The sequence below is a fragment of the Sporosarcina quadrami genome, assembly GCF_014836615.1.
In the GTDB taxonomy this organism is placed as follows: Bacteria; Bacillota; Bacilli; order Bacillales_A; family Planococcaceae; genus Sporosarcina; species Sporosarcina quadrami.
In genome coordinates this window covers 73,291-95,715 of record NZ_JACSQN010000005.1, presented here as the reverse complement: position 1 = coordinate 95,715, position 22,425 = coordinate 73,291, and the positions used below count along the sequence as shown (strand labels likewise).

The 22,425-nt window shown below is 40.2% G+C and carries 25 protein-coding genes; 22 read left to right on the top strand and 3 right to left on the bottom strand.

The features are described from left to right. The first annotated feature begins 220 nt into the window (after positions 1-220). The 12 genes from H9649_RS06910 to H9649_RS06855 all read left to right on the top strand — a co-directional run bounded on the left by H9649_RS06910 (position 221) and on the right by H9649_RS06855 (position 7,106). Complete coding sequence (locus H9649_RS06910) at positions 221-1,258, top strand: beta-carotene 15,15'-monooxygenase (protein ID WP_191694001.1); 1,038 nt, start codon at positions 221-223, stop codon at positions 1,256-1,258. A gap of 175 nt (positions 1,259-1,433) precedes the next feature. Then, the gene (locus H9649_RS06905; RefSeq protein ID WP_191694000.1) at positions 1,434-2,039 is read left to right on the top strand and encodes a hypothetical protein; all 606 of its coding nucleotides are present in this window, start codon (positions 1,434-1,436) and stop codon (positions 2,037-2,039) included. A gap of 225 nt (positions 2,040-2,264) precedes the next feature. After that, positions 2,265-2,513: a hypothetical protein gene (locus H9649_RS06900; protein WP_191693999.1), complete on the top strand. Its 249-nt coding sequence runs from the start codon at positions 2,265-2,267 to the stop codon at positions 2,511-2,513. 16 nt (positions 2,514-2,529) lie between these two features. Further along, positions 2,530-3,546 (top strand): protein kinase family protein, encoded by a 1,017-nt coding sequence (locus tag H9649_RS06895; protein WP_191693998.1) that lies wholly within the window; start codon positions 2,530-2,532, stop codon positions 3,544-3,546. A 14-nt stretch (positions 3,547-3,560) separates the two neighbouring features. Further along, positions 3,561-3,743 (top strand): hypothetical protein, encoded by a 183-nt coding sequence (locus H9649_RS06890; RefSeq protein ID WP_191693997.1) that lies wholly within the window; start codon positions 3,561-3,563, stop codon positions 3,741-3,743. 50 nt (positions 3,744-3,793) lie between these two features. Then, positions 3,794-3,970: a hypothetical protein gene (locus tag H9649_RS06885; RefSeq protein ID WP_191693996.1), complete on the top strand. Its 177-nt coding sequence runs from the start codon at positions 3,794-3,796 to the stop codon at positions 3,968-3,970. Between the two features lie 144 nt (positions 3,971-4,114). Next, complete coding sequence (locus tag H9649_RS06880; protein ID WP_225229741.1) at positions 4,115-4,591, top strand: DUF5412 family protein; 477 nt, start codon at positions 4,115-4,117, stop codon at positions 4,589-4,591. 135 nt (positions 4,592-4,726) lie between these two features. After that, positions 4,727-5,347 (top strand): AAA family ATPase, encoded by a 621-nt coding sequence (locus H9649_RS06875; protein WP_191693995.1) that lies wholly within the window; start codon positions 4,727-4,729, stop codon positions 5,345-5,347. 62 nt (positions 5,348-5,409) lie between these two features. Continuing rightward, entirely contained in the window at positions 5,410-5,871 is a 462-nt protein-coding gene (locus H9649_RS06870; protein WP_191693994.1) for an NUDIX hydrolase, read from the top strand. Further along, a complete protein-coding gene (locus tag H9649_RS06865) occupies positions 5,868-6,212 on the top strand; it encodes a cell division protein FtsK (RefSeq protein WP_191693993.1) in 345 nt (114 codons plus the stop codon). Before H9649_RS06870 ends, H9649_RS06865 begins: the two co-directional genes overlap by 4 nt. Further along, positions 6,209-6,529 (top strand): GNAT family N-acetyltransferase, encoded by a 321-nt coding sequence (locus tag H9649_RS06860; RefSeq protein WP_191694179.1) that lies wholly within the window; start codon positions 6,209-6,211, stop codon positions 6,527-6,529. Before H9649_RS06865 ends, H9649_RS06860 begins: the two co-directional genes overlap by 4 nt. Before the next feature lie 40 nt (positions 6,530-6,569). Next, a complete protein-coding gene (locus tag H9649_RS06855) occupies positions 6,570-7,106 on the top strand; it encodes a GNAT family N-acetyltransferase (protein ID WP_191693992.1) in 537 nt (178 codons plus the stop codon). A gap of 132 nt (positions 7,107-7,238) precedes the next feature. Here the strand turns inward: H9649_RS06855 and H9649_RS06850 are convergent, their stop codons facing one another. Further along, positions 7,239-7,691 carry a universal stress protein gene (locus H9649_RS06850; protein WP_191693991.1) on the bottom strand — a complete coding sequence of 151 codons (453 nt, stop codon included), beginning with the start codon at positions 7,689-7,691 and terminating at the stop codon, positions 7,239-7,241. 275 nt (positions 7,692-7,966) lie between these two features. Here H9649_RS06850 and ald point away from each other — a divergent pair, with 275 nt between their 5' ends. Continuing rightward, positions 7,967-9,082 (top strand): alanine dehydrogenase, encoded by a 1,116-nt coding sequence (ald, locus tag H9649_RS06845; protein ID WP_191693990.1) that lies wholly within the window; start codon positions 7,967-7,969, stop codon positions 9,080-9,082. 44 nt (positions 9,083-9,126) lie between these two features. Here ald and H9649_RS06840 read toward each other — a convergent pair whose 3' ends face one another. Next, on the bottom strand, positions 9,127-10,224 hold the full coding sequence (locus tag H9649_RS06840; protein WP_191693989.1) for a M24 family metallopeptidase: 1,098 nt from the start codon (positions 10,222-10,224) through the stop codon (positions 9,127-9,129). A 104-nt stretch (positions 10,225-10,328) separates the two neighbouring features. Here H9649_RS06840 and H9649_RS06835 point away from each other — a divergent pair, with 104 nt between their 5' ends. Both H9649_RS06835 and H9649_RS06830 read left to right on the top strand, forming a co-directional pair. Next, the gene (locus H9649_RS06835; RefSeq protein ID WP_191693988.1) at positions 10,329-11,009 is read left to right on the top strand and encodes a metal-dependent hydrolase; all 681 of its coding nucleotides are present in this window, start codon (positions 10,329-10,331) and stop codon (positions 11,007-11,009) included. A gap of 99 nt (positions 11,010-11,108) precedes the next feature. Next, positions 11,109-12,416, top strand: a complete 1,308-nt coding sequence (locus tag H9649_RS06830; protein ID WP_191693987.1) for a DRTGG domain-containing protein — start codon at positions 11,109-11,111, stop codon at positions 12,414-12,416. Positions 12,417-12,445: 29 nt separating this feature from the next. Here the strand turns inward: H9649_RS06830 and H9649_RS06825 are convergent, their stop codons facing one another. Then, positions 12,446-12,766, bottom strand: a complete 321-nt coding sequence (locus H9649_RS06825) for a YtpI family protein (protein WP_191693986.1) — start codon at positions 12,764-12,766, stop codon at positions 12,446-12,448. 96 nt (positions 12,767-12,862) lie between these two features. Between H9649_RS06825 and H9649_RS06820 the strand changes: the two genes are divergently transcribed. The 7 genes from H9649_RS06820 (at position 12,863) to pyk (ending at position 22,371) form a co-directional block, all read left to right on the top strand. Next, complete coding sequence (locus tag H9649_RS06820) at positions 12,863-13,798, top strand: DHH family phosphoesterase (RefSeq protein WP_191693985.1); 936 nt, start codon at positions 12,863-12,865, stop codon at positions 13,796-13,798. Positions 13,799-13,823: 25 nt separating this feature from the next. Then, complete coding sequence (locus H9649_RS06815; RefSeq protein WP_191693984.1) at positions 13,824-16,889, top strand: DNA polymerase III subunit alpha; 3,066 nt, start codon at positions 13,824-13,826, stop codon at positions 16,887-16,889. Between the two features lie 203 nt (positions 16,890-17,092). Continuing rightward, on the top strand, positions 17,093-17,758 hold the full coding sequence (locus H9649_RS06810) for a FadR/GntR family transcriptional regulator (protein ID WP_191693983.1): 666 nt from the start codon (positions 17,093-17,095) through the stop codon (positions 17,756-17,758). After that, positions 17,736-18,605 (top strand): acetyl-CoA carboxylase, carboxyltransferase subunit beta, encoded by an 870-nt coding sequence (accD, locus tag H9649_RS06805; protein ID WP_191693982.1) that lies wholly within the window; start codon positions 17,736-17,738, stop codon positions 18,603-18,605. The genes H9649_RS06810 and accD overlap by 23 nt, the downstream gene beginning before the upstream one ends. Then, positions 18,598-19,551 carry an acetyl-CoA carboxylase carboxyltransferase subunit alpha gene (locus tag H9649_RS06800; RefSeq protein ID WP_191693981.1) on the top strand — a complete coding sequence of 318 codons (954 nt, stop codon included), beginning with the start codon at positions 18,598-18,600 and terminating at the stop codon, positions 19,549-19,551. The genes accD and H9649_RS06800 overlap by 8 nt, the downstream gene beginning before the upstream one ends. A 69-nt stretch (positions 19,552-19,620) precedes the next feature. Further along, the gene (pfkA, locus tag H9649_RS06795; protein WP_191693980.1) at positions 19,621-20,583 is read left to right on the top strand and encodes a 6-phosphofructokinase; all 963 of its coding nucleotides are present in this window, start codon (positions 19,621-19,623) and stop codon (positions 20,581-20,583) included. Between the two features lie 27 nt (positions 20,584-20,610). Further along, positions 20,611-22,371: a pyruvate kinase gene (pyk, locus tag H9649_RS06790; protein WP_191693979.1), complete on the top strand. Its 1,761-nt coding sequence runs from the start codon at positions 20,611-20,613 to the stop codon at positions 22,369-22,371. Positions 22,372-22,425 lie beyond the last annotated feature (54 nt).

The following is a 22,425-nucleotide window of genomic DNA, read 5'->3' as shown; positions in this document are numbered from 1 at the left end:
CCATTTCACTCTTTCGTTCATTGAAAATCTACATAAAGGTGATGAAAGAATTACGAAACAATCGAAAATGTTTGCTTTAATATGTTGTGGAGCAGCGTTAGCATTTCCATTCTTGTACATGTTTTTTATTAACTAATTCCACTGTAATTGGCCAGCGCACTTGCAGATGGGAAGCGGTTCCATCGATATAAAATATACCGAAAGAATGAGGTGTGAATTCATGGTATTTAAGAACAAAGCAATTCATTTGATATGGCCAACCTTATTATTAATCGTACTTGTTTCCAATATTGCTTTATATCGATCTTCATTCGGAATCGACATATTGCCATCTAATTCAAATCCTGTAGTCATCGGATCTTTAATTGACCTAACTATCGTTGCGCCCGTTTTATTTTTAGCTTGGCGCAGAAAATTAAACTGGAAGTATTTCCTTTCGCTAATGGCAGGAGGACTAATTCTTGCTCGCTTTATAATCCCGATGGAATATCTAGCTCCATTTAAGATGTTCACGCTACTAGGTTTTGCAATGGAGGGTGCAATTGTCTTACTAGAAATATTATTATTGTTGACCCTTTTTAAATATTTGCCTCAAATTATCCAAACTGTAAAGAAGAGTTCTTTGCCACAATTATTCTCTTTTTCAAATGCAGTAGATCAAAAAGTGAAAAAACATCCTCTTATACAAGTAATATGTTCTGAGATGCTTATGTTCTATTATGCGGTTTGTCTTTGGAAACGGGAGCCTGTCTACAAAGAAAATACATTTACCCTTCATAGAAAGTCAAGTTATATTGCATTTCAAGTAATGATAATCCACGCAATCGTAGTTGAAACACTCGGTATTCATTGGTGGTTACATGAAAAATCTTTGGTTCTATCTTTAGTTTTGTTAGTTATTAATCTTTATTCTATCGTTTTATTTTTAGGCGATATTCAAGCAGTTCGCTTCAACCCTCTGCAAATTGAAGCTGATCGTATGTATATTTCTCTAGGCTTAATGAAGCGTATGGAAATACGATGGGATGATATTGAAGAAATTATAGAAGATCGTTCTATATTAGAGAGAAGGCTTCAAAAAGACACTATTGAATTTGTAACACGCGACTTAGAAAAGGTCTATCCGGATATCATTATCAAATTTAAGTACCCTGTAGAAGCGACTTTATTAATGGGTGTGAAGAAAAAATATGAACGAGTTGCCATTCGAGTAGATGAACCGGAAAGATTTAAACAAACACTAAGATCAAGATTATAATTACAATATGCATAAGATGCCACAAGCGTTTTAGTTAAGCATTTATATGATGAATTTTGTATACATCGTATTCATCTAATTTTAATATAAGAAACAAGATATTTCATTGAAATTAATCATACCTATTAACTCTTTAACTTAAGTTTAAAGAAGATATCAGCGGATGGAGGACAGAATGTTATATTCTTCGATTATATTAGGGTGGATAGGAATAGCGATATTTTTAATAATTGTTATCACTTTTCAGAAGATGATGAGGAACAATGAGTTTGCTCTATTACATATGTTGATGGCGATTATGTACTCCATGTGGTTTCCGTTACCGATATTACTATATCAATTGCAAAATACACACGTATTGCTTGCAGGAACTCTGTTTGGATTAGCGTATTTGTTCTCTTTAGTTATTTCTATGGTTCTACAAACTGGTCACATTGCATTTTTTGTTAAGAATAATGAAGATCATACAATCTCTAATAAAATGGGAGATTATATGATGGCAACTTTAACGAATCCTCTAGAAAGTCTTTTAAATATCTTTAAATGTATTTGGGCACTGTTTTTAGGGATAGCTTTTTGGCAAAACGGCGAAATATTTATGTCTAGTATTATGTTTACATTCACACTATTTATCTTTTATTACATTTTGATAATGCTAGATGCGACTTTAACAAAACGATTGAGATTTTTATCAAAAGTAAGGCCCAACCCTATTATCGTCAATCTTGAGACCTTACTATTTTTCGTAGCTTTAATGTATTATGTCACATTTCATCATTGACAAGTGAATGCCAGTCTGCCGAGTTCCTTGTATTTATTTAGAATAAATATCCCTCAGTTTTTTGTTAGATCTTAGACCTCGATTTGTTTTATTGATCCTAACCGTTCTCCTCCGCCGGCATTTCCAAAAGCAGCTAGACCACTAAGTCTATTAACAGCAACCTCTTCACAAGTGAAATCGTCATAATATTTCAATACTGTAGTAAATCAGAAAGGCGGTACAACTATGAAGAGAGTGCAAATGATTATGTTATTTATTATAAGCTTCGCGTCCTTACTCATCTCACTTAAACTATTTTGGAACTTCGGGATTTTTGTGGATGAATACAATCTCAGCCCAGCTATCGTTAATGGAGGCGATTTCTGGCTGACCATGGATTGGATGAGGTTGCTGTTGCTGTTTGTGCTATCTATGATCACTGGCTTTGGGATTTTTAAGAAGGAAACAATAGAAATGGAAAGGGCAAAGAAATGACTGGAGAAAGATTGCTATGAATATCAGTTTTGACATGATGAATGAGATTTTATCACTTTACAAGATACAAGGGGAACTATCGGCCATCCATGATTTCATACATTATTATGATGAGAAAAGTGCCGAAGTGAAGATTGTTGCCAAGGTGGAGTTCACAGATCGAAGTCCGCTTGTTGTGAAAATCACTAAAGAAAATGAACATCCTTTTCATAAAATTGAAGCCCAAAGTGGATTTTCTGAATATATAAGGAGTCAAGGTGTTTTGACTCCAAAAAGGTATGCCAGCGATGGGAAGTATTGTGCCCACTATCAGTTGAATAACTTGGAAGTGGGCGTGACCGTGGAAGACTTTTTAGGCGAAGAACTAAAAGCGATCGACTTAACCCAATCCTATAAAATTGGTCAATTGCTAGGGAAAATCCATAGGATTTCGGAAGACGGCAACTGTCTGATTGGTAGCAATACAATATTCAATTTTTGTGGATATAACGAAGTGAGCGGGTATGCGGCATTTTGTGAACTTGGCGAAGCTGGGAAAATTGATTCAACAATGTACTTGAAGATTAAAGAGCTATACACGGAGAGATTTGAGAGAGTCAGGCGAGTTTGGGGCAGGTTGCCGCGGTTCGCAACGCAAGGCGATATTTCGATCAATAATTTATCGATGGTCAATGGGACTCTTGGAATCTTTGATTATAATATCGCTGGGGATGAAACGCTCATCGGTGATATGGTGCTTGAGGGACTTTTGACGGCCAATGAAATGGAGTTGGCTAAAGGGGTAACAGACAATGTCCGAATCGATCTGTTCCGGCGTTTTGTAGAAGGATATCAAACGGAGAGACCTCTCTCAGATGATGAGAAGAAAGTGTTCGGTGACATTTATTCCATCTCATCCGCCTTTTGGTTTACCAAGATTAAGTACAACGAAAATGCACTAGAAAAGCTGGTTGAGCGGAATGAAACCGATCAGGTTGGAAAGTTGCTGGAAGGAATTTATAATAATTTATCTCGACCGCTAGTGGATGTGTAAGGGGGCTACATCGTTTGAAGAAAACAAAAGGCAAGGGGTATTGGCTCGCATCAATTTCTGTATCTGCGATAGGCATCTTTCTTATATGGAGATTTCATCCAACCGGATTCATCTATGCCTACGGTTTGTTGTTTTCTTTTGGATTGTGGCCTATGTTGTTGGTAGGAGGAAGAGCAGGCAAAGCCGTGAAAAGATAATTAATAATGAAAAAAATAATTAATATACCGTTTCATAGGAGAGGATTAAAATGATGAAAGAATTTGCCTCTAGTTTTCTCTTGATCACAAGCTTGCTATTCTTTTTACTCGGAGCAATCGGAGTGTTTTATACTTTTTCATTCACCTATGCCATCATTCCGACGTTGCCATTGTTACTACTAGGCAGTGTATGTTTATTCCTCTCTAAGTGGTGGAAACCAGCTTAGGGTTTCTTCCTATTTATTTTAATAATGGAGACCGTTGATGAGTAGATCCTGAAATATCTTCCGGCCGAGGTGAGAATTATATTAATTTTGTTAGGTATCTTCATCGCTTTTATTACCATCATTCTTTTTTTCATTGTTGCTGTTATGTTCATTATTTCTTGCATTAAAAAGAAGCCGTTTCCAAAGAAGTCATTTATTGCAATGTTAATTGGCGTTGTACTGGTGGCTTCTATTTATGTGTATAAGGTTTACTTTTATACATTTGATACGATTGATAAAACTTACATGCAAGATGGGCCTGGTCCTGTTCTATCTCCAGATGAGGCCTATTCGGTCAGCGCTTATTTTGAGCCATACGGCGGGGCAGCTGGAGGGGTTAATGTTTGGGTTGAATTAACAAATCGAAGGAATGACAACTCTAAAAAGATAATCTATTACAGCGATGCAAATGATAATATCCAATTGGATTGGGTAGATGAAAATACGTTATTCATAACGAATGCAGGGCCGTACAACAACAGTGTCAAATTGGATGTGGAAGCGGAAATTTATCATGACCGGGGATTAGCGTGCCGAAGTTGGCTGATGAAAGAGGAGTATGAAAGATGTTATCAAAAATGATTTCGCATTGGTGAATATTAGAAAAATAGTAATGAAGGAAAATGTTTATTAAAGGCTTAATCATCGAAGAGAAACAACTTAAAACAAACATATAAAAAAATGAAAATGCTTAATAGCAATGGCCAGGGGGCGGAAATGAGTAAATTTAGAGGGATCATTTTAGAAGGATACTCACATGCAGGGAAGACATCAGTCTTAAAAGCATTAAAACAACTCCACGTGAGTGAGGACGCCGAGCGCAGTGTTGTCGTACTAAGTGAGCATTATTCTCAAGTCTTATACAAAGTACAAGGTGAACTAAAGAAGTTAAGTTGTGAAGAACATCTGCAAATCTTAAAAGACCGAGTCGCAATGCTGAAAAGGTTAAATAATTGGGCAATAGAAATTGGACAAACCCAACCTTCAAAAGGCTTGTACTTTATATTGGAAAGGTTTCATTTGAATCATCGGGTGGCATTTTCGCATTTATTATCTGATGAAATAGAGGAATTAGAAGCCCAGTTGTTTGAAATGGGGGCAAGATGTATTCTGTTAACTGTATCTCCAGAGAATTTACCGCAAAGAATTAGTAGTAGAAATCCAAAAGAATGGGAAGGAAAAACAGTAGAAGATATGAAGTTAGCTTGTGAACAATTAGTAGAACAACAACAAGAGTATAGACTTCATGCTGAGAAATCAATCATTCCTACACTTGAAATAAATACTGATCATAAAGATTGGGAGTCTTATGCAAAACAGATCCATTCCTTTATCTAATAGACGGTTTTGTTCTTTGAAAATGGTTCGCAACTATGGTGTCGTGTGTATAGGAGGAGCATATGAGTACAAAAAATAACGGTTATGCATTTTTGGATTTTATTGAAGTGAATGAAATGGAAATAGACAAGTTTCAACCTCTCGGCGGCTCTTTCGCTGTCATTACGTCAAATGGGAAATACCTTTTATGCTATAACACATTAAGGGATCAATGGGAATTGCCAGCGGGTCATCGGGAAGTGGATGAAACGCCAAAGGAATGCGCCTTGCGAGAGCTTTTCGAAGAAACCGGTCAAAGGGTTTCTTATATTGAATTTATAGGGTTGATTAAAAAGAAGAACATATCGAATGACAGCATTAAATATAATCCTGTCTTCACTGCCACCCTTGAGACACTTCGTCCTTTTCAGGAAAATAGCGAAACGTCCGCTATTCAATTATGGGATTTGAAAGAGAGTATTGGCTATGTAGACGAGGTGGATCGGAAAGTTCTCGATTATGTTAGAAACGGTTGTATGAGATGAATAAATTCTGGACGTTCATCGGATTTCTAAATCGATTGAAAGAGATGGATTGGACTGGCCGAAGAAAAGGGCTAACCGATAAGGAAAAAGAATACATCGACCAAGCGCCTTCTCAAAATCCGTATGGACTGATTGGACTGATCCTTGGTGGAGCGGCATTTACGTTTGGACCGAAATACGGTTTGATCCCGATTTTGGGTGTAGTCTTTTGCATGGTGACGGTTTTTACGTTCGATAAAGAGAAAGAGGACAATCCCTGGACGTTTTATATAGGAATCGTACTTTCATTGATTGGCTTGATTATGTTTATTGCCGGAGAAGGGCATAATCTGATTTTCTGATCCAACATGCCGGTGAAATAAATGTTCGAAATAACGCCAATCGAGCTGGCGAGATCGCATACATATTGAACCCTGACTATTGGGGGATGGGGCTTGCAACTGAAGTAGCCAACTTGTTGATTTCCTTCGGATTTAGTCAATTGAATTTCCATCGCCTCTATGCAACATGTGATCCTAGAAATTGTGGCTCCATCAGAGTGCTGGAAAAAGTGGGAATGACAAAAGAAGGCAGGATGCGTGAGGATTTATTGATTAAAGATGGCTGGCGTGATTCTCTTTTATACAGCTTGTTGGATCATGAATGGTTCGAGAAATAGGGAATTTCATTCGATCAATTATTTGAAAGGGTGTTTTTCAATGCTTTTTATAGGAGAAAGAGTTCGTTTAAGGAAACTGTCCAGTGAAGATGCTGGTACGTACCATGAATGGAGAAACGATCTAGAGGTCATGCACTATACAAGCCCATCACTAGATGTTTTTACATTGGCCGATACTGAAAGCTTCATTACCAGTATCGCCGAATCTACTACTTCAAAGAGCTATATCATTGAGGAAATAAAAACTGGGAAGCCTATTGGCATCACATCCCTTATTAACATCGATTTTACTAACCGCAACGCTGAGTGCATCATTGACATCGGTGACAAGGATTATTGGAGCAAAGGTTTTGGCCGAGAAGCTTTCCAGCTGCTATTGGAATTCGCCTTCAAAGAGCTAAACTTGCATAAGGTAGTTTTGCGGGTGTTTTCCTTCAATGAACGAGCGATAAAACTCTATCAAAAACTCAGCTTTGAGGAAGAAGGAAGATTGAAGGAACAACTGTATCGGAATGGCGCTTGGCATGATGTTGTTTTAATGGGGCTTTTAAAAAGAAAGTATAAGCGAAATTCTTAGCTATACCTCGTTAACTTACTATTTTCTGTAATTCCTTCCTATAAGACATAAACACAAAAGAGAGTCCGAATTCGGACTCTCTTTTGCATTCTGACTCAGTGGGCTGGATACACTGTTTACATTATCCGTGAATCAGATTTCCTCTTCAGGAGTGCGTACGACAAGTACGTCGCAAGTCGAAGAGCGAACGATGTTTTCAGATACACTACCGATCAGGAAGCGTTCAACTTTGTTTAATCCAGTTGCGCCACAAATTATTAAATCTGCAACAAGTTTTTTGGACAAGTCACGTGAAATCATTGTTTTCGGAGAACCATATTCAACATGGACATTCACATTTTGAAGTCCTGCTGCTTCAGCCTCGGCTTTATATTCCGCAAGCAGCTCTTCAGCGAATTTCTGCGCACGTTCAGCAATTGAACGGTCATACGCTTCGACTGCAGCGTAAGAACGTGTGTCAATGATGTTCACTAAGTTCAGTGTTGCATTGTTCCTTTGTGAGATTGCCATAGCCTTTTTAAATGCCCAGCGTGATTCTTTTGAACCGTCCACCGCCACGATAATCTGTTTATATTTCAAATCCATACATACCACTCCATTCTAGAATTATTTATCTCTACACTATTATAACTTCGATAAATAAAACGAAACACCTCTTTTATTATGGGAATATAAAAGAAAAATGTTATATTGCGTCTAAATTGTTACAACTAAAATAAAGAGATAGAGAAACTGAAAATTCTACGATAATTATAATGTGAGCAAATATGTAATATATCTGCTAGAATTGACAGTACATTGGCCGATTCGAATTTTTCGGTGTCGACCAACAAATTTTCTTATATTTAGGGGGATTAGAAATGCGTATTGGTATTCCAAAAGAGGTCAAGAATAATGAAAATCGAGTTGCGATGACACCAGCAGGTGCTTTCAACTTGAAATCATCAGGTCACGAAGTTTTCGTTGAAACAGGAGCTGGATTAGGTTCAAGTTTTACAGACGAAGACTATATCGAAGCTGGCGCGAAAATCGTTGCGACTGCAAAAGAAGCTTGGGATGCAGACATGGTCATGAAAGTAAAAGAACCACTAGCTTCTGAGTTTGGTTATTTCCGCGAAGGGTTGATTTTATTCACATATCTTCACCTTGCGCCTGAATTGGAATTGACAAAAGCAATGCTTGACAATAAAGTTGTTGGAATTGCTTATGAAACCGTTCAAATCAATAACTCACTACCGTTGCTTGCTCCTATGAGTGAAGTTGCAGGACGTATGGCTACTCAAATCGGTGCACAATACCTTGAAAAAATTCAAGGTGGTAAAGGGATCCTTCTTTCAGGAGTACCAGGCGTTTCACGCGGTAATGTAACAGTTATCGGTGGAGGACAAGCAGGAACGAACGCTGCGAAAATCGCAATCGGAATGGGCGCAAGAGTAACTGTTCTTGACTTATCTGTTGACCGTCTTCGTCAGTTGGATGAGATGTTTGGTAATGATGTTCAAACATTAGTGTCTAACCCATTCAATATCGCTGAATCCGTAAAAGATTCAGACCTAGTAATCGGCTGTGTATTGATTCCTGGTGCAAAAGCTCCTAAACTAGTTTCTGAAGAAATGGTCAAGTCAATGAAGCCAGGATCTGTTATTGTTGATATCGCTATTGACCAAGGTGGAATCTTTGAAACTTCTGATCGTATCACTACGCATGATAACCCAACGTATGAGAAGCATGGCGTTGTGCATTATGCAGTAGCGAACATGCCGGGTGCAGTACCTCGTACATCTACTATGGCATTGACGAACGTAACAGTTCCATACGCATTGCAAATTGCGAACAAAGGTTATAAGCAAGCTTGCCTTGATAATCTTGCATTACAAAAGGGTTTGAACACGTTGGAAGGCCATGTAACGTATAAAGCGGTTGCAGACGCTCAAGGTATTGAGTATGTTGCTGCGGAAACGTTGTTGAACAAATAACACAAAAAAACGCTGTCCAAGTACATACCTGGACAGCGTTTTTATTATGCTTCGATAATCTTCAATTCTTTCGGGAACTTCGTCAATACTTCGACTCCGTCTGCTGTAACAACAACGTCGTCTTCAATTCTTACACCGGTAATTTCTGGATGATAAATACCGGGCTCGATTGTAAAGACCATTCCTTCTTGCATTTCCATTTCGTTCGTTCCTGTAATGGAAGGGAATTCATGTACAGAGATTCCAAGACCATGCCCGAGACGGTGTGTGAAGTACTCACCGAAACCAGCTTCGGTAATGACGTCTCTTGCCGCTTTATCAAGATCCATCGCTTTCACACCTGGACGAACGAGATCGATTGCGGCTTGTTCTGCTTTTTTGACAGTTTCATAAATTTCTCGTTGTTCTTTTGAAGGTTCACCGAAAGCGACAGTTCTTGTGATGTCTGAACAATAGCCATCATAAACGACACCTAGATCGAAAAGGATAAAATCACCTTTTTGAATTTTGCGTTCTCCTGGAGTTCCATGTGGAGAAGCCGTTTTAGGACCTGATAATACCATCGTGTCAAAGGACATCTTTTCTGCACCCATGCGTTTCATTTCAAATTCAATAGCCATGAGGATTTCAAGTTCCGATTTGCCTTCTGCGATTTCTTTGCAGCCGATTTCAATAGCGTGGTCAGCTAGTTCAGCTGCTTTCCGCAATTTAACGAGCTCATCTTCACTTTTGATTTTTCTCATATCGTTCAGTTGCTCATCAAGACGGGAGAATTTCGAGTTAGTGAATAAGGTCTCCATCCGTTCAAGACGTTCAACAGTCAAATGTGCTTTTTCAATAGCAATTGTGTTAAGTTCGACGTTGCGTTTAGCAGCTGCTGCAGCAAGAATTTCCCAAGCATCATCCGTGTCTTTATGACCGACTGATTCAAAAGACCAGCCACTAGCTTTTAGGTCAGGAACTTCCATATGAGGACAAATGACGAAAGGCTCCGCGTCTTTAAAAATCATGACTCCTAGTAGACGTTCATGCGGTTCACTTTTGAAACCTGATACATAAAAAACATTGTCAGGCGTTGTAATGAAAGCCCCATCAATATCGTTTTGTTGTAAATAGTGCTTAATTTCAGTAACCTTTTCCATGATAAAACCTCCTCTTTGCATAGAGTAATCATATCAAAAAAGAGGGTATTATGGTTAAATGACGAACTAGATAATAATGAGGAAAATACTGGAGGGGTTTACAGATGAAGATTTCTTATCATGGACATTCAGTTGTGAAAATCAAAACAGATAGCCATACAATTTTAATAGATCCGTTCATTACAGGTAATAGTTTAACGGATTTAGAGGTATCCGACCAAAAGCCGGACGTTATTTTATTGACACATGGACATAATGATCATGTTGGAGATACGATGGACATTGCAAAAAGATGCAACCCGCTTATCGTCGGACCGAATGAACTTGCCGTCTATCTAGGATGGCAGGATTTCAATACTCATGGCATGAATATCGGCGGGTCTTATACATTCGATTTCGGAAAAGTGACATATACTCAAGCGTTCCACAGCTCTTCGTACACGACAGATGAAAATGAAATCATCTATACGGGCATGCCAGCAGGAATTGTTTTTGAAGCAGAGGGGAAAACAATTTATCATGCTGGAGATACATCTCTGTTTGGAGACATGGCGCTCATTGGGAAAAAACATGCGATTGATATTGCATTCCTGCCGATTGGCGATAATTTTACAATGGGACCGGAAGATGCGGCGATTGCTGTGGAGTTATTGAAACCAAAAGTAGTCGTGCCTGTGCATTACGATACGTTTCCCCCGATAAAACAAAATCCTGAAACGTTCAAAGACCTCGTTAAAGGTTATGAAGTGAACATTATGAAACCAGGTGAAACGATAGAGTTTTAACAGATTATAAAGGATTTAGTGAAGGATACGTCTGTAATACGCCATTCTTGTCAATATATGATAAAATGAGGGTAGGCAGTAAGAGAAAAAGGTGAAGAGATGTCGACAAAACATGAGTTGATATTACGGTATATAGAAGGTCTGGCTGTTGGGGAGAAAATTTCAGTCAGGCAAGTGGCCAGGGCTCTATCAGTGAGCGAAGGAACGGCATACAGAGCCATAAAGGAAGCTGAAAACCAAAAGCTTGTCAATACGATAGAGCGAGTAGGCACTATTCGTATTGAAAAGAAGAAGAAAGAGAATATTGAACGGCTCACATTCGCAGAAGTTGTTAATATTGTCGATGGCGTTGTGCTTGGAGGACGTGACGGCTTGCATAAGACGTTGACGAAATTTGTTATTGGCGCCATGCAACTGGATGATATGCGACGTTATATAGATGCAGGAAGCCTGCTGATCGTCGGAAACCGTCAGAAAGCTCATGAACTTGCTTTAAGCGCAGGAGCGGCAGTGTTGGTGACAGGGGGCTTCGATGCAGCGGATGATGCAAAAAGGCTTGCGAATGAATTGAACTTGCCGATCATTTCGTCCAGTTACGATTCCTTTACAGTGGCAACGATGTTGAACAGGGCAATTTACGATCAACTAATTGAAAAAGAAATTTTGCTCGTTGAAGATATCGTGACACCGCTAGCAGAGACAATCACGTTCTTCCCAGAAGATAATGTAGCTCATTTCAATGAAGTGAATCGCAAAACATCCCATTCGGGTTATCCTGTCATCGAGAAGAATGGCAAGCTTACAGGAATTGTTACTTCGCGTGATGCAGTCGGTAAGCACGAAAATGAGTTGATTGGGAAAGTGATGACAACACATCCGATAACAGTGGATGGTAAAACAAGTGTTGCTTCAGCGGGGCATAGCATGATTTGGGAAGGATTAGATCTATTGCCTGTTGTTGGCGATAATGGCCTTTTAAGCGGCATCATTAGTCGACAGGATGTGCTAAAAGCTTTTCAAATGGCACAACGACAGCCCCAACAAGGCGAGAAAATCGATGATATTGTGAAGAATCAAATGAAATCAGTGCCTGATCAGCCGCAAAATATTGAGTTCACAGTTGCACCCCAGATGACGAACCAATTTGGTTCATTATCCTACGGAGCACTGACAACACTTTTGACTGATGTCGGCAACCGCGCCATTAAAATGCGTAAACGTGGAGAAAGTGTCCCTGAAAATATGACCATCTATTTCATCAAACATGTTCAATTGGGTAGTACGATCATTGTGGAACCAAGGATCCTTCAAATGAGCAGGCGATTCGTAAAGGTGGATTTCGATCTCTTTTCCGATTCGGAACTCATTGCAAAAGCGATGGTGATGTATCAATTGTTCGAGCGATGAACAATAAAAAACTGATGAGGAACCCCTCATCAGTTTGTGTTAAGTTCAGTTTCTTCGGCAATGAATTGTTTGTAATGTCTTGCCGCTTTATAATTATAAACAAGTACATAAGCACCGAAAAGAATGAACAATGCGCCAACTACATATGTTGCAATACCACTGAATAGGATAAGTTGGTTAATACCGAAGAAGAAAAGGAAAGTTCCTAAATAAATACCTGCCTGGCTTGCGAACATTTTCTTCCGAATCGGAAATACTTGACTAGTCCTGAACTGCCGAGTTTTAAAATAGAAATAAAACACGCCAGATGCGACAATGAAAAAGACGAGAAAGAAATTGAGTGTTTTCATTTTTAAAAGACCCTCCATCAAAGAACTTCTTCCCATTGTATCGGCTTTTTTTAAGGAATGCGAACAGAAATCACTGACTACCGGAGGAAAACGACAATGAAAAGACAAATCATCGACACAATTGAACAATATGATAAAATCATCATCCACCGTCATGTCAGACCTGATCCGGATGCATACGGTTCCCAAGTAGGCCTGAAGGAACTGATCAAAAAGAATTATCCAAATAAGCAGGTGTTTGCTTCTGGTAGGCATGACGATTTACTCAGTTATCTTGCGGAACAAGATGTAGTAAGTGAAGAGGATTACAATGGAGCATTGGTCATTGTGACAGATACGGGCAATACAGAACGTATAGACGCAGAGTTCTTTGGATCTGGCAGTTACTGTGTGAAGATCGATCATCATCCAAATGTCGATCCTTACGGTGATCTACGATGGGTGGATACGGATTCAAGTTCAACATCAGAAATGATTTATGAATTGTTTGAAGAAGGCCGTAAACATTATGGATGGCAGATGTCTGATGCGAGTGCGCGCCTACTATTTGCGGGTATCGTTGGTGATACGGGTCGGTTCATCTTCCCTAGCGCGACTGTGCGAACATTTGAAGTAGCAAGCGAGCTGATCAAATACAATTTTGACAGGACAAAGCTTTATGCTGGAATGTATGAAGAGGACCGTCGCATTCTTCATCTTAAAGGATATATTTATCAGAACTTCATCATGAATGATCAAGGAATGGCCTATATAAAGATTGATAAGAAAATTTTACAAGAATTCAACGTTTCTGCTAGTGAAACTTCTCAACTTGTCGGGGTACTAGGTGATGTGCGTGGTATTTGTGCATGGGTTATTTTCGTTGAAGAGGATGATCAGATTCGAGTAAGACTACGTTCAAAAGGCCCCGTCATTAATGGGCTTGCAGCACAATATAATGGCGGAGGGCATCCGCTTGCTTCTGGAGCATCCGTATACAATTGGCAACAGGCGGACGAAATCATCGAGAAATTGAAAGCGTTATGCGCTTGAAACTGATTTGCAGGGGGGAACTACGTTGGTACTTGTCTATCCGCAAATTATAACCGGCGCAGATCTCCTGCGCGGAATTATTAAACTAGACCATTTAGCCCCACTTCTAAAAAGAAGAGGGGCTAAAACTGTAGGGATCGTCAATTCCAGAATGTATGGCGTGCGTTCATTTTGTAAAACGATGAAAAAATATGACATACATACAGCTATCGGTCTTTCCATCCACTTAGCGCTTGACGATGAACGGACAGTTCTACTTTATGGATATGCGAAAGATGATAGAGGCTATAGCAACTTATTGAAAATTAGCAGTGCCATTGCTATTAGCGAAAAAGAAACACTACCGCTAAAATGGTTGAAAGCCTATAGTGAAGGGTGCATTTTCATCTGCCCGATGACCGATAAAACTTGGGATCTTGTAAGGCAAACTGAAACGCTGCAACTTATTTCAGACGCGTGTGAAACTGTATTTGTCGGCATATCCAGAGCAGGTGGAGTAAGGCATGAAGATGAATCATTAATTGAAGAAACTGCAACTGCTTGTGGATTATCAATTTCAGCTACACACGAATCAAGGTATTTAGCAAAAGAGGATGCTTTTTCTTATGAAGTAGCAACTGCTATTAGGGCGGGCTACAAGCTAAATGATCCGTCAAGACCGCAACAAGATATCTATAATGCGTATGTGCCAGAAGAAGAGGAGCTCCAACAATGGTTTTCTGATCGTCCACAATGGCTAGAAACAATGGCAGACATGCTTATCTCCTGTACAGCGGAATTACCACCGAGTCGCACGCTAATGCCTGCTTTTCCCTTGCCTCAGAATACAACCGCAGCAGATTTGCTTAAACGTCATTGCGAAAAAGGTCTGAAAAGTAGAGTTAGTCAATTTGGCGATGAGTATACTAACCGTCTTCATTATGAGTTAACAATTATCGAAAAGATGGGTTTTTCCGATTATTTTCTCATCGTCGAAGATTTCATGGCTTACGCAAAGGAGCAAGGAATTCTAACGGGACCAGGTCGTGGATCCTCAGCAGGTTCTCTCGTTGCATATACACTGGGGATAACAGATGTGGACCCGATAAAATACGGACTCATTTTTGAACGGTTTCTTAATCCGGGCAGGATTACGATGCCCGATATTGATATCGATTTTGCAGATAACCGACGTTCAGAAGTAATTGAATACGTTGCAAGAAAATATGGGAAATCCCATGTTGCACAAATCATTACATTTGGAACGTTATCAGCAAAATCCGTAGCAAGGAATGTTGCGAGGGTTTTTGATTTTTCTGCTGATGAAATGACTTTCATCTCTAGACAAATCAAAGAGGGGCAACATAGAGACTTGGCAGAATCCGTCAAACGTTCTAAACCGTTGCAAGATTGGATTGCCTTGGATCCCAATCGTACAAAATGGCTTCAAGCGGCAATTGCCTTGGAAGGATTACCTCGTAATGCCTCTACGCATGCTGCTGGTGTCATCCTTTCCCCAGTCCCACTTGTTGAAAATGTACCAGTGCAGATTGGTGGCGACGATTTCTATTTAACTCAATGGGCAATGGGAGATGTTGAAGAAGTTGGTTTATTGAAGATGGATTTTCTTGGATTGCGAAATTTAACATTATTGGACCGGATTAGATCGATGATTGAATACGATAGAAAAGTCAGATTGAAATTTGAAGAATTTCCGATGGATGACACAAAAACATTTGACTTGTTCAAAGAAGGCGACATGACCGGGATATTTCAATTTGAATCGGACGGAATGAGAGACGCGTTGCGGTTAATTAGACCGGATGAATTCAAAGATCTTTATGCGATCAATGCTCTCTATCGACCTGGGCCGATGGAAAATATAGCGTTATACAGTAGAAGGAAAAACGGAAAAGAAAAAGTCGACTATATTCATCCACTACTCGAGCCTATTTTAAAGGAAACAGAGGGAATCATCGTTTATCAAGAACAAATTATGCAAATTGCTGTACAGATTGCTGGGTTTTCAATGGCGGAAGCCGATTTGTTAAGAAGAGCGGTCAGTAAGAAGAAACGTGAGATTTTGCAGCAGGAGCAGAATCATTTTGTGAATAATGCCATAAAAAAAGGTTTTCCGGAAAAGTCCGCGAGAGAGATTTATGATCTTATCGTGAAATTTGCTGATTATGGGTTCCCTAAAAGCCACGCGGTTGCTTATTCTTTGATTTCATATCAGTTGGCATATATTAAAGCTAATGAACCTATCTACTTCTATGCTGCTCTTTTAGCGATGGCGACCGGTAATCAGGAGAAAACAATGGAGCTCATCCATGAAATCCGTTCAAAAGGAATTCCTGTTCTTCCTCCTTCCATTCAGAAGAGCCGTTATGGAACTGTTGTAGAAGGCTCATCGATCCGTATAGGACTAGGGGCTGTAAAAGGGGTCGCTCCGTCATTTTATGAAATTATTAAAGATGCAAAGACGTCGAAACCATGGCAAAACCTTTTCGATTTTGCTGCAGCGATCGGAGGCGCTCATTTCACGGAAAAAGCCATTGTTCCGCTTGTGAAATCAGGCGCATTGGATGAATTCGGAGAAAACCGCTCTGTTCTGCTTGCATCGATTGACGCAGCCGCGAATCATGCGGTATTTGTAAGTCCTGAAGAAGATGACCTGCTTCATGATGTCATATTCTCTATTGCAAAACCGAAATATTCCCCTGGAGGCACAATGCCTCGTCTCGCGATGCTTGAATTCGAAAGGGAAGTGCTCGGGTTTTATTTATCTGAACATCCGGCTCTTGAAATGAAGAAAATGAATACAGGACAACTAGTCGATCTGTCTGAAGTTGAAAAAGTTCCAACTCGGCAAACGATCCGAGTTGTAGGACTCATCCAGGAAGTGAAGCGAATTAGGACGAAAAAAGGAGAAGCGATGGCTTTTATGACGCTTCAAGACGAAACTGGTGAGTTATCATGTACACTGTTTCCTAAAACGTATGCCGTTTCTAATGTGCAGTTGCAGGATCTGACAATGGTACAAGTAGAAGGTACTGTCGAGGAGCGAAATGGGCAGTTTCAAATGATTGTCCAACAAGTGTTGAAGATTTGAATTGAAACTGTCTGTAAGGTGAAGCATATGGTTAGTGATTGGATTACTCTTTCACTCCCTATCTGTTAAGTCTTACAAGACAGTTTTTATTTTTACTAGCAGAAAAGCAACTTTATACTTTACGGTCAACCGACTTTTCTGTATGCTTATAAACAGTAGTGGTCTGACCACTTTTCGATTATAGTTTTTAAAGGGGCACCGCAATGCAAACGACAAAACCGTCATCTAAGATGTTTCTGGATATCGTTGAAGAATTGAAGTTGATGATAAATGCGGAGGGCATCACTGTAGGTGATAAATTGCCATCTGAACGTGTTTTGGCTGAACGGCTTCAAGTAGGACGTTCCACTATCCGTGAAGCGCTCAGAAGTCTCGAATTACTTGGTCTCATAGAAACTCGCCGAGGAGAAGGTACATTTTTAGCTGATTTTAAAAAACATCAACTTGTAGAAGTGTTGTCCACTTTTATCATGCAACAACCGAACTCTGCGGTGGACGTAAAGAAAACGAGAGTCATTCATGAAAAAGCGGCGATTGAAGAAATTTGCAATGATCCAGTCAAAAGAGAACTGCCCGTTTGGCAAAGCTTAATTATGATAATTAATGATGAAGGAACTGTATTACGGGAGGATATAATGAGGGAAATGATTATAGCTACGGATAACAGGTTGTCTTTAAAAATCTGGTTCCTATTAAAGCAATATAGTAGAGTCCCTTACGGTGAAATGACAAATGAAAACGAAAATGGCATGCTCATAGCGTTACTGGAAAATATGATTTCCGGACATGTTGTAGAAGCGATTGTATCCTATGATCGCTGGATTGAAGTAATCGAGGGGGAAATGAATGATGATTCGAGAGTTGTTTAAAAAGAATAGTAAAAAAGCAATAACGATGCCTTCTGAAGATGCAAAAAATGATGTGCCTGAAGGCATCATGACGAAATGTCCAGAATGTAAACAAATCATTTTGACGAGAGATCTTATGAAAACAGGCAAAGTATGTCCAAAATGTGATCATCATTTCAAGATGACTGCATGGGAACGTGTAGAATTGTTATTTGATGAAGATACGTTCGTGTCAATGGATAATGAATTGAAAACTGAGAACCCTTTGGATTTCCCTTCCTATACAAAAAAAGTCCAAGCGGATGCGGAAAAAACCGGTCTGAATGAGGCTGTTCTTACAGGCATTGGTAAAATCGGTGGTTGTAAAGTCGCGGTTGCCATAATGGACTCTCATTTCCGTATGGGTTCAATGGGATCGGTAGTCGGAGAAAAGATTACGCGCGCAGTAGAGAAAGCAACAGAGATGAAAATTCCTGTCATCATTTTTTCAGCAAGTGGTGGGGCACGCATGCAAGAAGGCGTACTATCATTAATGCAGATGGCTAAAACAAGTGTGGCGTTAAAGCGTCATGCAAATGAAGGACTTCTGTACATTTCCGTCATGACATATCCGACAACTGGCGGCGTATCGGCGAGCTTTGCTTCGGTCGGAGATATAAATCTTGCCGAACCAAAAGCGCTCATCGGATTTGCTGGACGGAGAGTTATTGAGCAGACCGTACGTGAAAAACTGCCCGATAATTTCCAGACTGCTGAATTCTTAATGGATCACGGGCAAGTGGACGCAGTCATCCATCGAGGTGACATGACCGCAGAATTGGCAAAATTGTTAAGGCTACATGTTAGGGAGGAGAACGGACATGAGTAAACCATTGGCATTCGAAGAACCGATCGTAAAACTTCGGGAGAAAATCTCCGAATTGGAAGAGTTCACCTCATCGAATGATGTAGATTTGTCCGAAGAAATAACGAATTTAAAAACCCGTCTCAGCAATTTAGAAACGGAAATATACAGTAATATGGAACCGTGGGATCGTGTTCAAGTAGCAAGACACCCACAACGTCCAACTACTAAGGATTATATTGAAGAACTAATTGAAGATTTTACGGAGTTACATGGTGACAGATCATTTGGTGATGATGCTGCAATTGTCGGAGGTATTGGTTCATTTGAATTGAAACCTGTTACTGTAATCGGTCATCAGCGCGGAAAGGATACGAAGGAGAATGTGAAGCGTAATTTTGGTATGCCGCATCCAGAAGGCTATCGGAAAGCTTTACGATTAATGAAACAAGCGGAGAAATTTGGACGTCCGGTCATTTGTTTTATTGATACAAAAGGAGCGTATCCAGGAAAAGCTGCTGAAGAACGAGGCCAAAGCGAAGCGATTGCCCGAAATCTTGTTGAGATGGCGGGCTTAAAAGTACCTGTCATCTCAATTGTCATTGGTGAAGGGGGAAGTGGAGGTGCACTAGCACTAGGTGTAGCAAACCATATCCATATGCTTGAGCACTCTACGTATTCAGTTATATCTCCTGAAGGGGCCGCATCAATTTTGTGGAAAGATCCGAGTCTATCCAAACAGGCCGCAGAAGCGATGAAAATTACAGCTCCACATTTAAAAGAAATGGGTATTATTGATGAAATAATACCTGAAATATTAGGTGGTGCACATCGTGATCCGAAAGCGCAGGCGTTGGAGATGAGAGAAATTTTACGTTCATCATTAAATAAGCTTTGTAAGCTCGATGAAAGTGCTATAATAGACCAACGATACGAGAAGTTCCGTAATATAGGTGTATTTACCGAATAATGAAGGTGCGGGCAATTTCCCGCATCTTTTCGTCTTTTACCGAAAAATAACTGACAAGGTGGAGTCGAGATGAAAAAAATAGGTGTTTTGACTAGTGGCGGTGACGCACCAGGGATGAACGCGGCAGTTCGTGCTGTTGTGCGAAAGGCAATCTTCGAAGGCTTGGAAGTAGCGGGGATTTTTAACGGCTATGAAGGATTAATTCACGGGAAAATTGAAATGCTCCAGCTCGGATCTGTCGGAGACATTATCCAACGTGGAGGGACGATGCTAAGATCTGCCCGTTCTTCTGAGTTCATGACGGAAGAAGGCAGACTAAAAGCGAAAAGGCAATTGAAATCGCATGGCATTGAAGGACTCGTTGTAATTGGGGGGGACGGTTCATTCAGAGGGGCTGCGGAGTTAGTGAAATTGGGTGTTCCGTGCGCTTGTGTGCCTGCCACGATTGATAATGATATAAATGGGACACAGTTTACAATTGGATTTGACTCTGCACTCAATACGGTCATTGATGCTATCGATAAGATTCGAGATACAGCTACATCGCATGAACGGACATTTATTATTGAAGTAATGGGTAGGGACGCGGGTGATCTGGCACTTTGGGCTGGCCTTGCGGGTGGAGCCGAAACAATCCTTATCCCTGAAGTTAAGTTTGATCTTAATGAAATAATAACCAGACTTCAAAGTGGTTCTGGTCGAGGCAAGAAGCACAGTATTATTATTGTTGCAGAAGGTGTTATGTCAGCAACAGCGTTATCTGAAACGTTGAAAGCGGAAGCGGGTATTGAGACTAGGGTATCTGTACTTGGTCATATACAACGCGGTGGATCGCCATCAGCAAAAGACCGAGTCATCGCAAGCCAATATGGAGCACGTGCCGTAGAAGTGTTACATGAAGGGCGGAGCGGAGTTGCCATTGGTATGCAAAACCATACAGTGGTAGACTATGACTTGGACGTTGTATTTAAGCGAAGTGAAGACAAATTGGATAAGGAATTATACAAATTATCTAAAGAACTATCAATCTAAGCACAGTTGACGAAAGGACGTTATATGATGAGAAAGACTAAAATCGTATGCACAATTGGACCTGCAAGTGAATCACCTGAATTACTCGAACAACTTATGAATGCAGGCATGAACGTAGCTCGTCTCAACTTCTCCCACGGTTCACACGAAGAGCACCGTATAAGAATTGAAACGATCAGAGAAATCTCCAAAAAAACAGGTAAAGTTGTCGGTATCCTCCTCGATACAAAGGGACCTGAAATTCGTACACATTCGATGAAAGGTGGTAGTATCGAACTTATTACTGGCCAACATATCGATATTTCAATGACTGAAGTGGAAGGCGATACAGAAGCATTTTCGGTCACTTACGAAAAACTAATTGAAGATGTTGACAAAGGATCTATCATCTTACTCGATGATGGACTGATTCAGCTGGAGGTTGTCGGAAAAGACCTTGAAAAAGGGCTTATCCATACACTTGTTGTCAACTCAGGTACTTTGAAAAATAAAAAGGGCGTTAATGTACCGGGCGTTTCTGTACAATTACCTGGAATCACTGACAAAGATAAAGAAGATATCCTATTTGGAATCGAACAAGGTGTCGATTTCATCGCTGCATCGTTTGTCCGTAGATCTTCTGACGTTATGGAAATCCGTCAATTGCTTGAATCGAATAATGGTGGACACATTCATATTATCCCTAAAATTGAAAATCAGGAAGGCGTCGAAAACTTGGATGAAATCATCAATGTATCGGACGGCTTGATGGTTGCACGCGGAGATTTAGGAGTGGAGATTCCGGCAGAAGAAGTGCCACTTGTTCAGAAAATGATGATTAAAAAATGTAACCAGGTCGGTAAGCCGGTCATTACTGCAACACAGATGCTCGACTCGATGCAACGTAATCCACGTCCTACAAGAGCAGAAGCGAGTGATGTTGCGAATGCAATATTGGACGGATCTGACGCCATCATGCTTTCAGGAGAAACGGCAGCTGGTTTGTATCCAGTTGAATCTGTTCGCACGATGGACCGTATCGCACAAACTGCTGAAAGTGCAGTCGATTATCGTGCCGTCGTATCGACAAGACGCAAAGAAAAGCAAGGAAATATGACAGAAGCTATTGGGCAAGCTGCAGCATATACGGCTATTAACTTAAATGTAAAAGCAGTATTAGCTCCAACGGAAAGTGGCCATACTGCAAAAATGATTGCAAAATACCGCCCTGGCTGCCCGATAATTGCCATTACTTCTTCGGATGCTTGCTCGAGAAAATTATCGCTCGTATGGGGTATCTACCCGATTATAGGTGAGCGGGTTAATTCAATCGATGAAATCTTACAGGAATCTGTTGAAGAAAGTGTTAAACATCAATATGTCACTCATGGGGATGTTGTCATCATTACTGCTGGTGTTCCAGTTGGTGAAGCAGGAACGACAAACTTGATGAAAATACATGTGATCGGTGACATGCTCGCTAAAGGACAAGGTATTGGAAAGTCTGTAGCATTTGGTCAGGCAGTCATTGCTCATAATGCTGAAGAAGCTTTGGCACATGACGTTAAAGGCAAAATACTCGTAACCTATTCTTCAGATCGCGACATGATGCCGGCTATTGAAAACTGTGCTGGATTGATCACTGAAGAAGGCGGCTTGACAAGTCATGCTGCTGTTGTTGGTCTAAGTTTAGGTATACCGGTTATTGTTGGTGTTCCAAATGCGACGGAAACAATCATCAACGGGAAAGAAATAACAATGGATGCTGAATCTGGAGTTATTTATAATGGACATGCAAGAGTTCTTTAAGTAATACATTTAAAAGGCCGCCTTTCGATTTATTGGAAGCGGCCTTTTCACAAA

Bases quoted from the DNA above. Each gene is read 5' to 3' on its own strand.
- H9649_RS06850 (WP_191693991.1), bottom strand. From the start codon at position 7,691: ATGGATTTGAAATATAAACAGATTATCGTGGCGGTGGACGGTTCAAAA.
- H9649_RS06880 (WP_225229741.1), top strand. From the start codon at position 4,115: ATGTTCATTATTTCTTGCATTAAAAAGAAGCCGTTTCCAAAGAAGTCA.
- H9649_RS06830 (WP_191693987.1), top strand. From the start codon at position 11,109: ATGTCGACAAAACATGAGTTGATATTACGGTATATAGAAGGTCTGGCT.
- H9649_RS06855 (WP_191693992.1), top strand. From the start codon at position 6,570: ATGCTTTTTATAGGAGAAAGAGTTCGTTTAAGGAAACTGTCCAGTGAA.
- H9649_RS06810 (WP_191693983.1), top strand. From the start codon at position 17,093: ATGCAAACGACAAAACCGTCATCTAAGATGTTTCTGGATATCGTTGAA.
- H9649_RS06865 (WP_191693993.1), top strand. From the start codon at position 5,868: ATGAATAAATTCTGGACGTTCATCGGATTTCTAAATCGATTGAAAGAG.
- pfkA (WP_191693980.1), top strand. From the start codon at position 19,621: ATGAAAAAAATAGGTGTTTTGACTAGTGGCGGTGACGCACCAGGGATG.
- ald (WP_191693990.1), top strand. From the start codon at position 7,967: ATGCGTATTGGTATTCCAAAAGAGGTCAAGAATAATGAAAATCGAGTT.
- pyk (WP_191693979.1), top strand. From the start codon at position 20,611: ATGAGAAAGACTAAAATCGTATGCACAATTGGACCTGCAAGTGAATCA.
- H9649_RS06825 (WP_191693986.1), bottom strand. From the start codon at position 12,766: ATGAAAACACTCAATTTCTTTCTCGTCTTTTTCATTGTCGCATCTGGC.
- H9649_RS06895 (WP_191693998.1), top strand. From the start codon at position 2,530: ATGAATATCAGTTTTGACATGATGAATGAGATTTTATCACTTTACAAG.
- H9649_RS06885 (WP_191693996.1), top strand. From the start codon at position 3,794: ATGATGAAAGAATTTGCCTCTAGTTTTCTCTTGATCACAAGCTTGCTA.
- H9649_RS06875 (WP_191693995.1), top strand. From the start codon at position 4,727: ATGAGTAAATTTAGAGGGATCATTTTAGAAGGATACTCACATGCAGGG.
- H9649_RS06840 (WP_191693989.1), bottom strand. From the start codon at position 10,224: ATGGAAAAGGTTACTGAAATTAAGCACTATTTACAACAAAACGATATT.
- H9649_RS06870 (WP_191693994.1), top strand. From the start codon at position 5,410: ATGAGTACAAAAAATAACGGTTATGCATTTTTGGATTTTATTGAAGTG.
- H9649_RS06905 (WP_191694000.1), top strand. From the start codon at position 1,434: ATGTTATATTCTTCGATTATATTAGGGTGGATAGGAATAGCGATATTT.
- H9649_RS06910 (WP_191694001.1), top strand. From the start codon at position 221: ATGGTATTTAAGAACAAAGCAATTCATTTGATATGGCCAACCTTATTA.
- H9649_RS06800 (WP_191693981.1), top strand. From the start codon at position 18,598: ATGAGTAAACCATTGGCATTCGAAGAACCGATCGTAAAACTTCGGGAG.
- H9649_RS06835 (WP_191693988.1), top strand. From the start codon at position 10,329: ATGAAGATTTCTTATCATGGACATTCAGTTGTGAAAATCAAAACAGAT.
- H9649_RS06900 (WP_191693999.1), top strand. From the start codon at position 2,265: ATGAAGAGAGTGCAAATGATTATGTTATTTATTATAAGCTTCGCGTCC.
- H9649_RS06820 (WP_191693985.1), top strand. From the start codon at position 12,863: ATGAAAAGACAAATCATCGACACAATTGAACAATATGATAAAATCATC.
- accD (WP_191693982.1), top strand. From the start codon at position 17,736: ATGATGATTCGAGAGTTGTTTAAAAAGAATAGTAAAAAAGCAATAACG.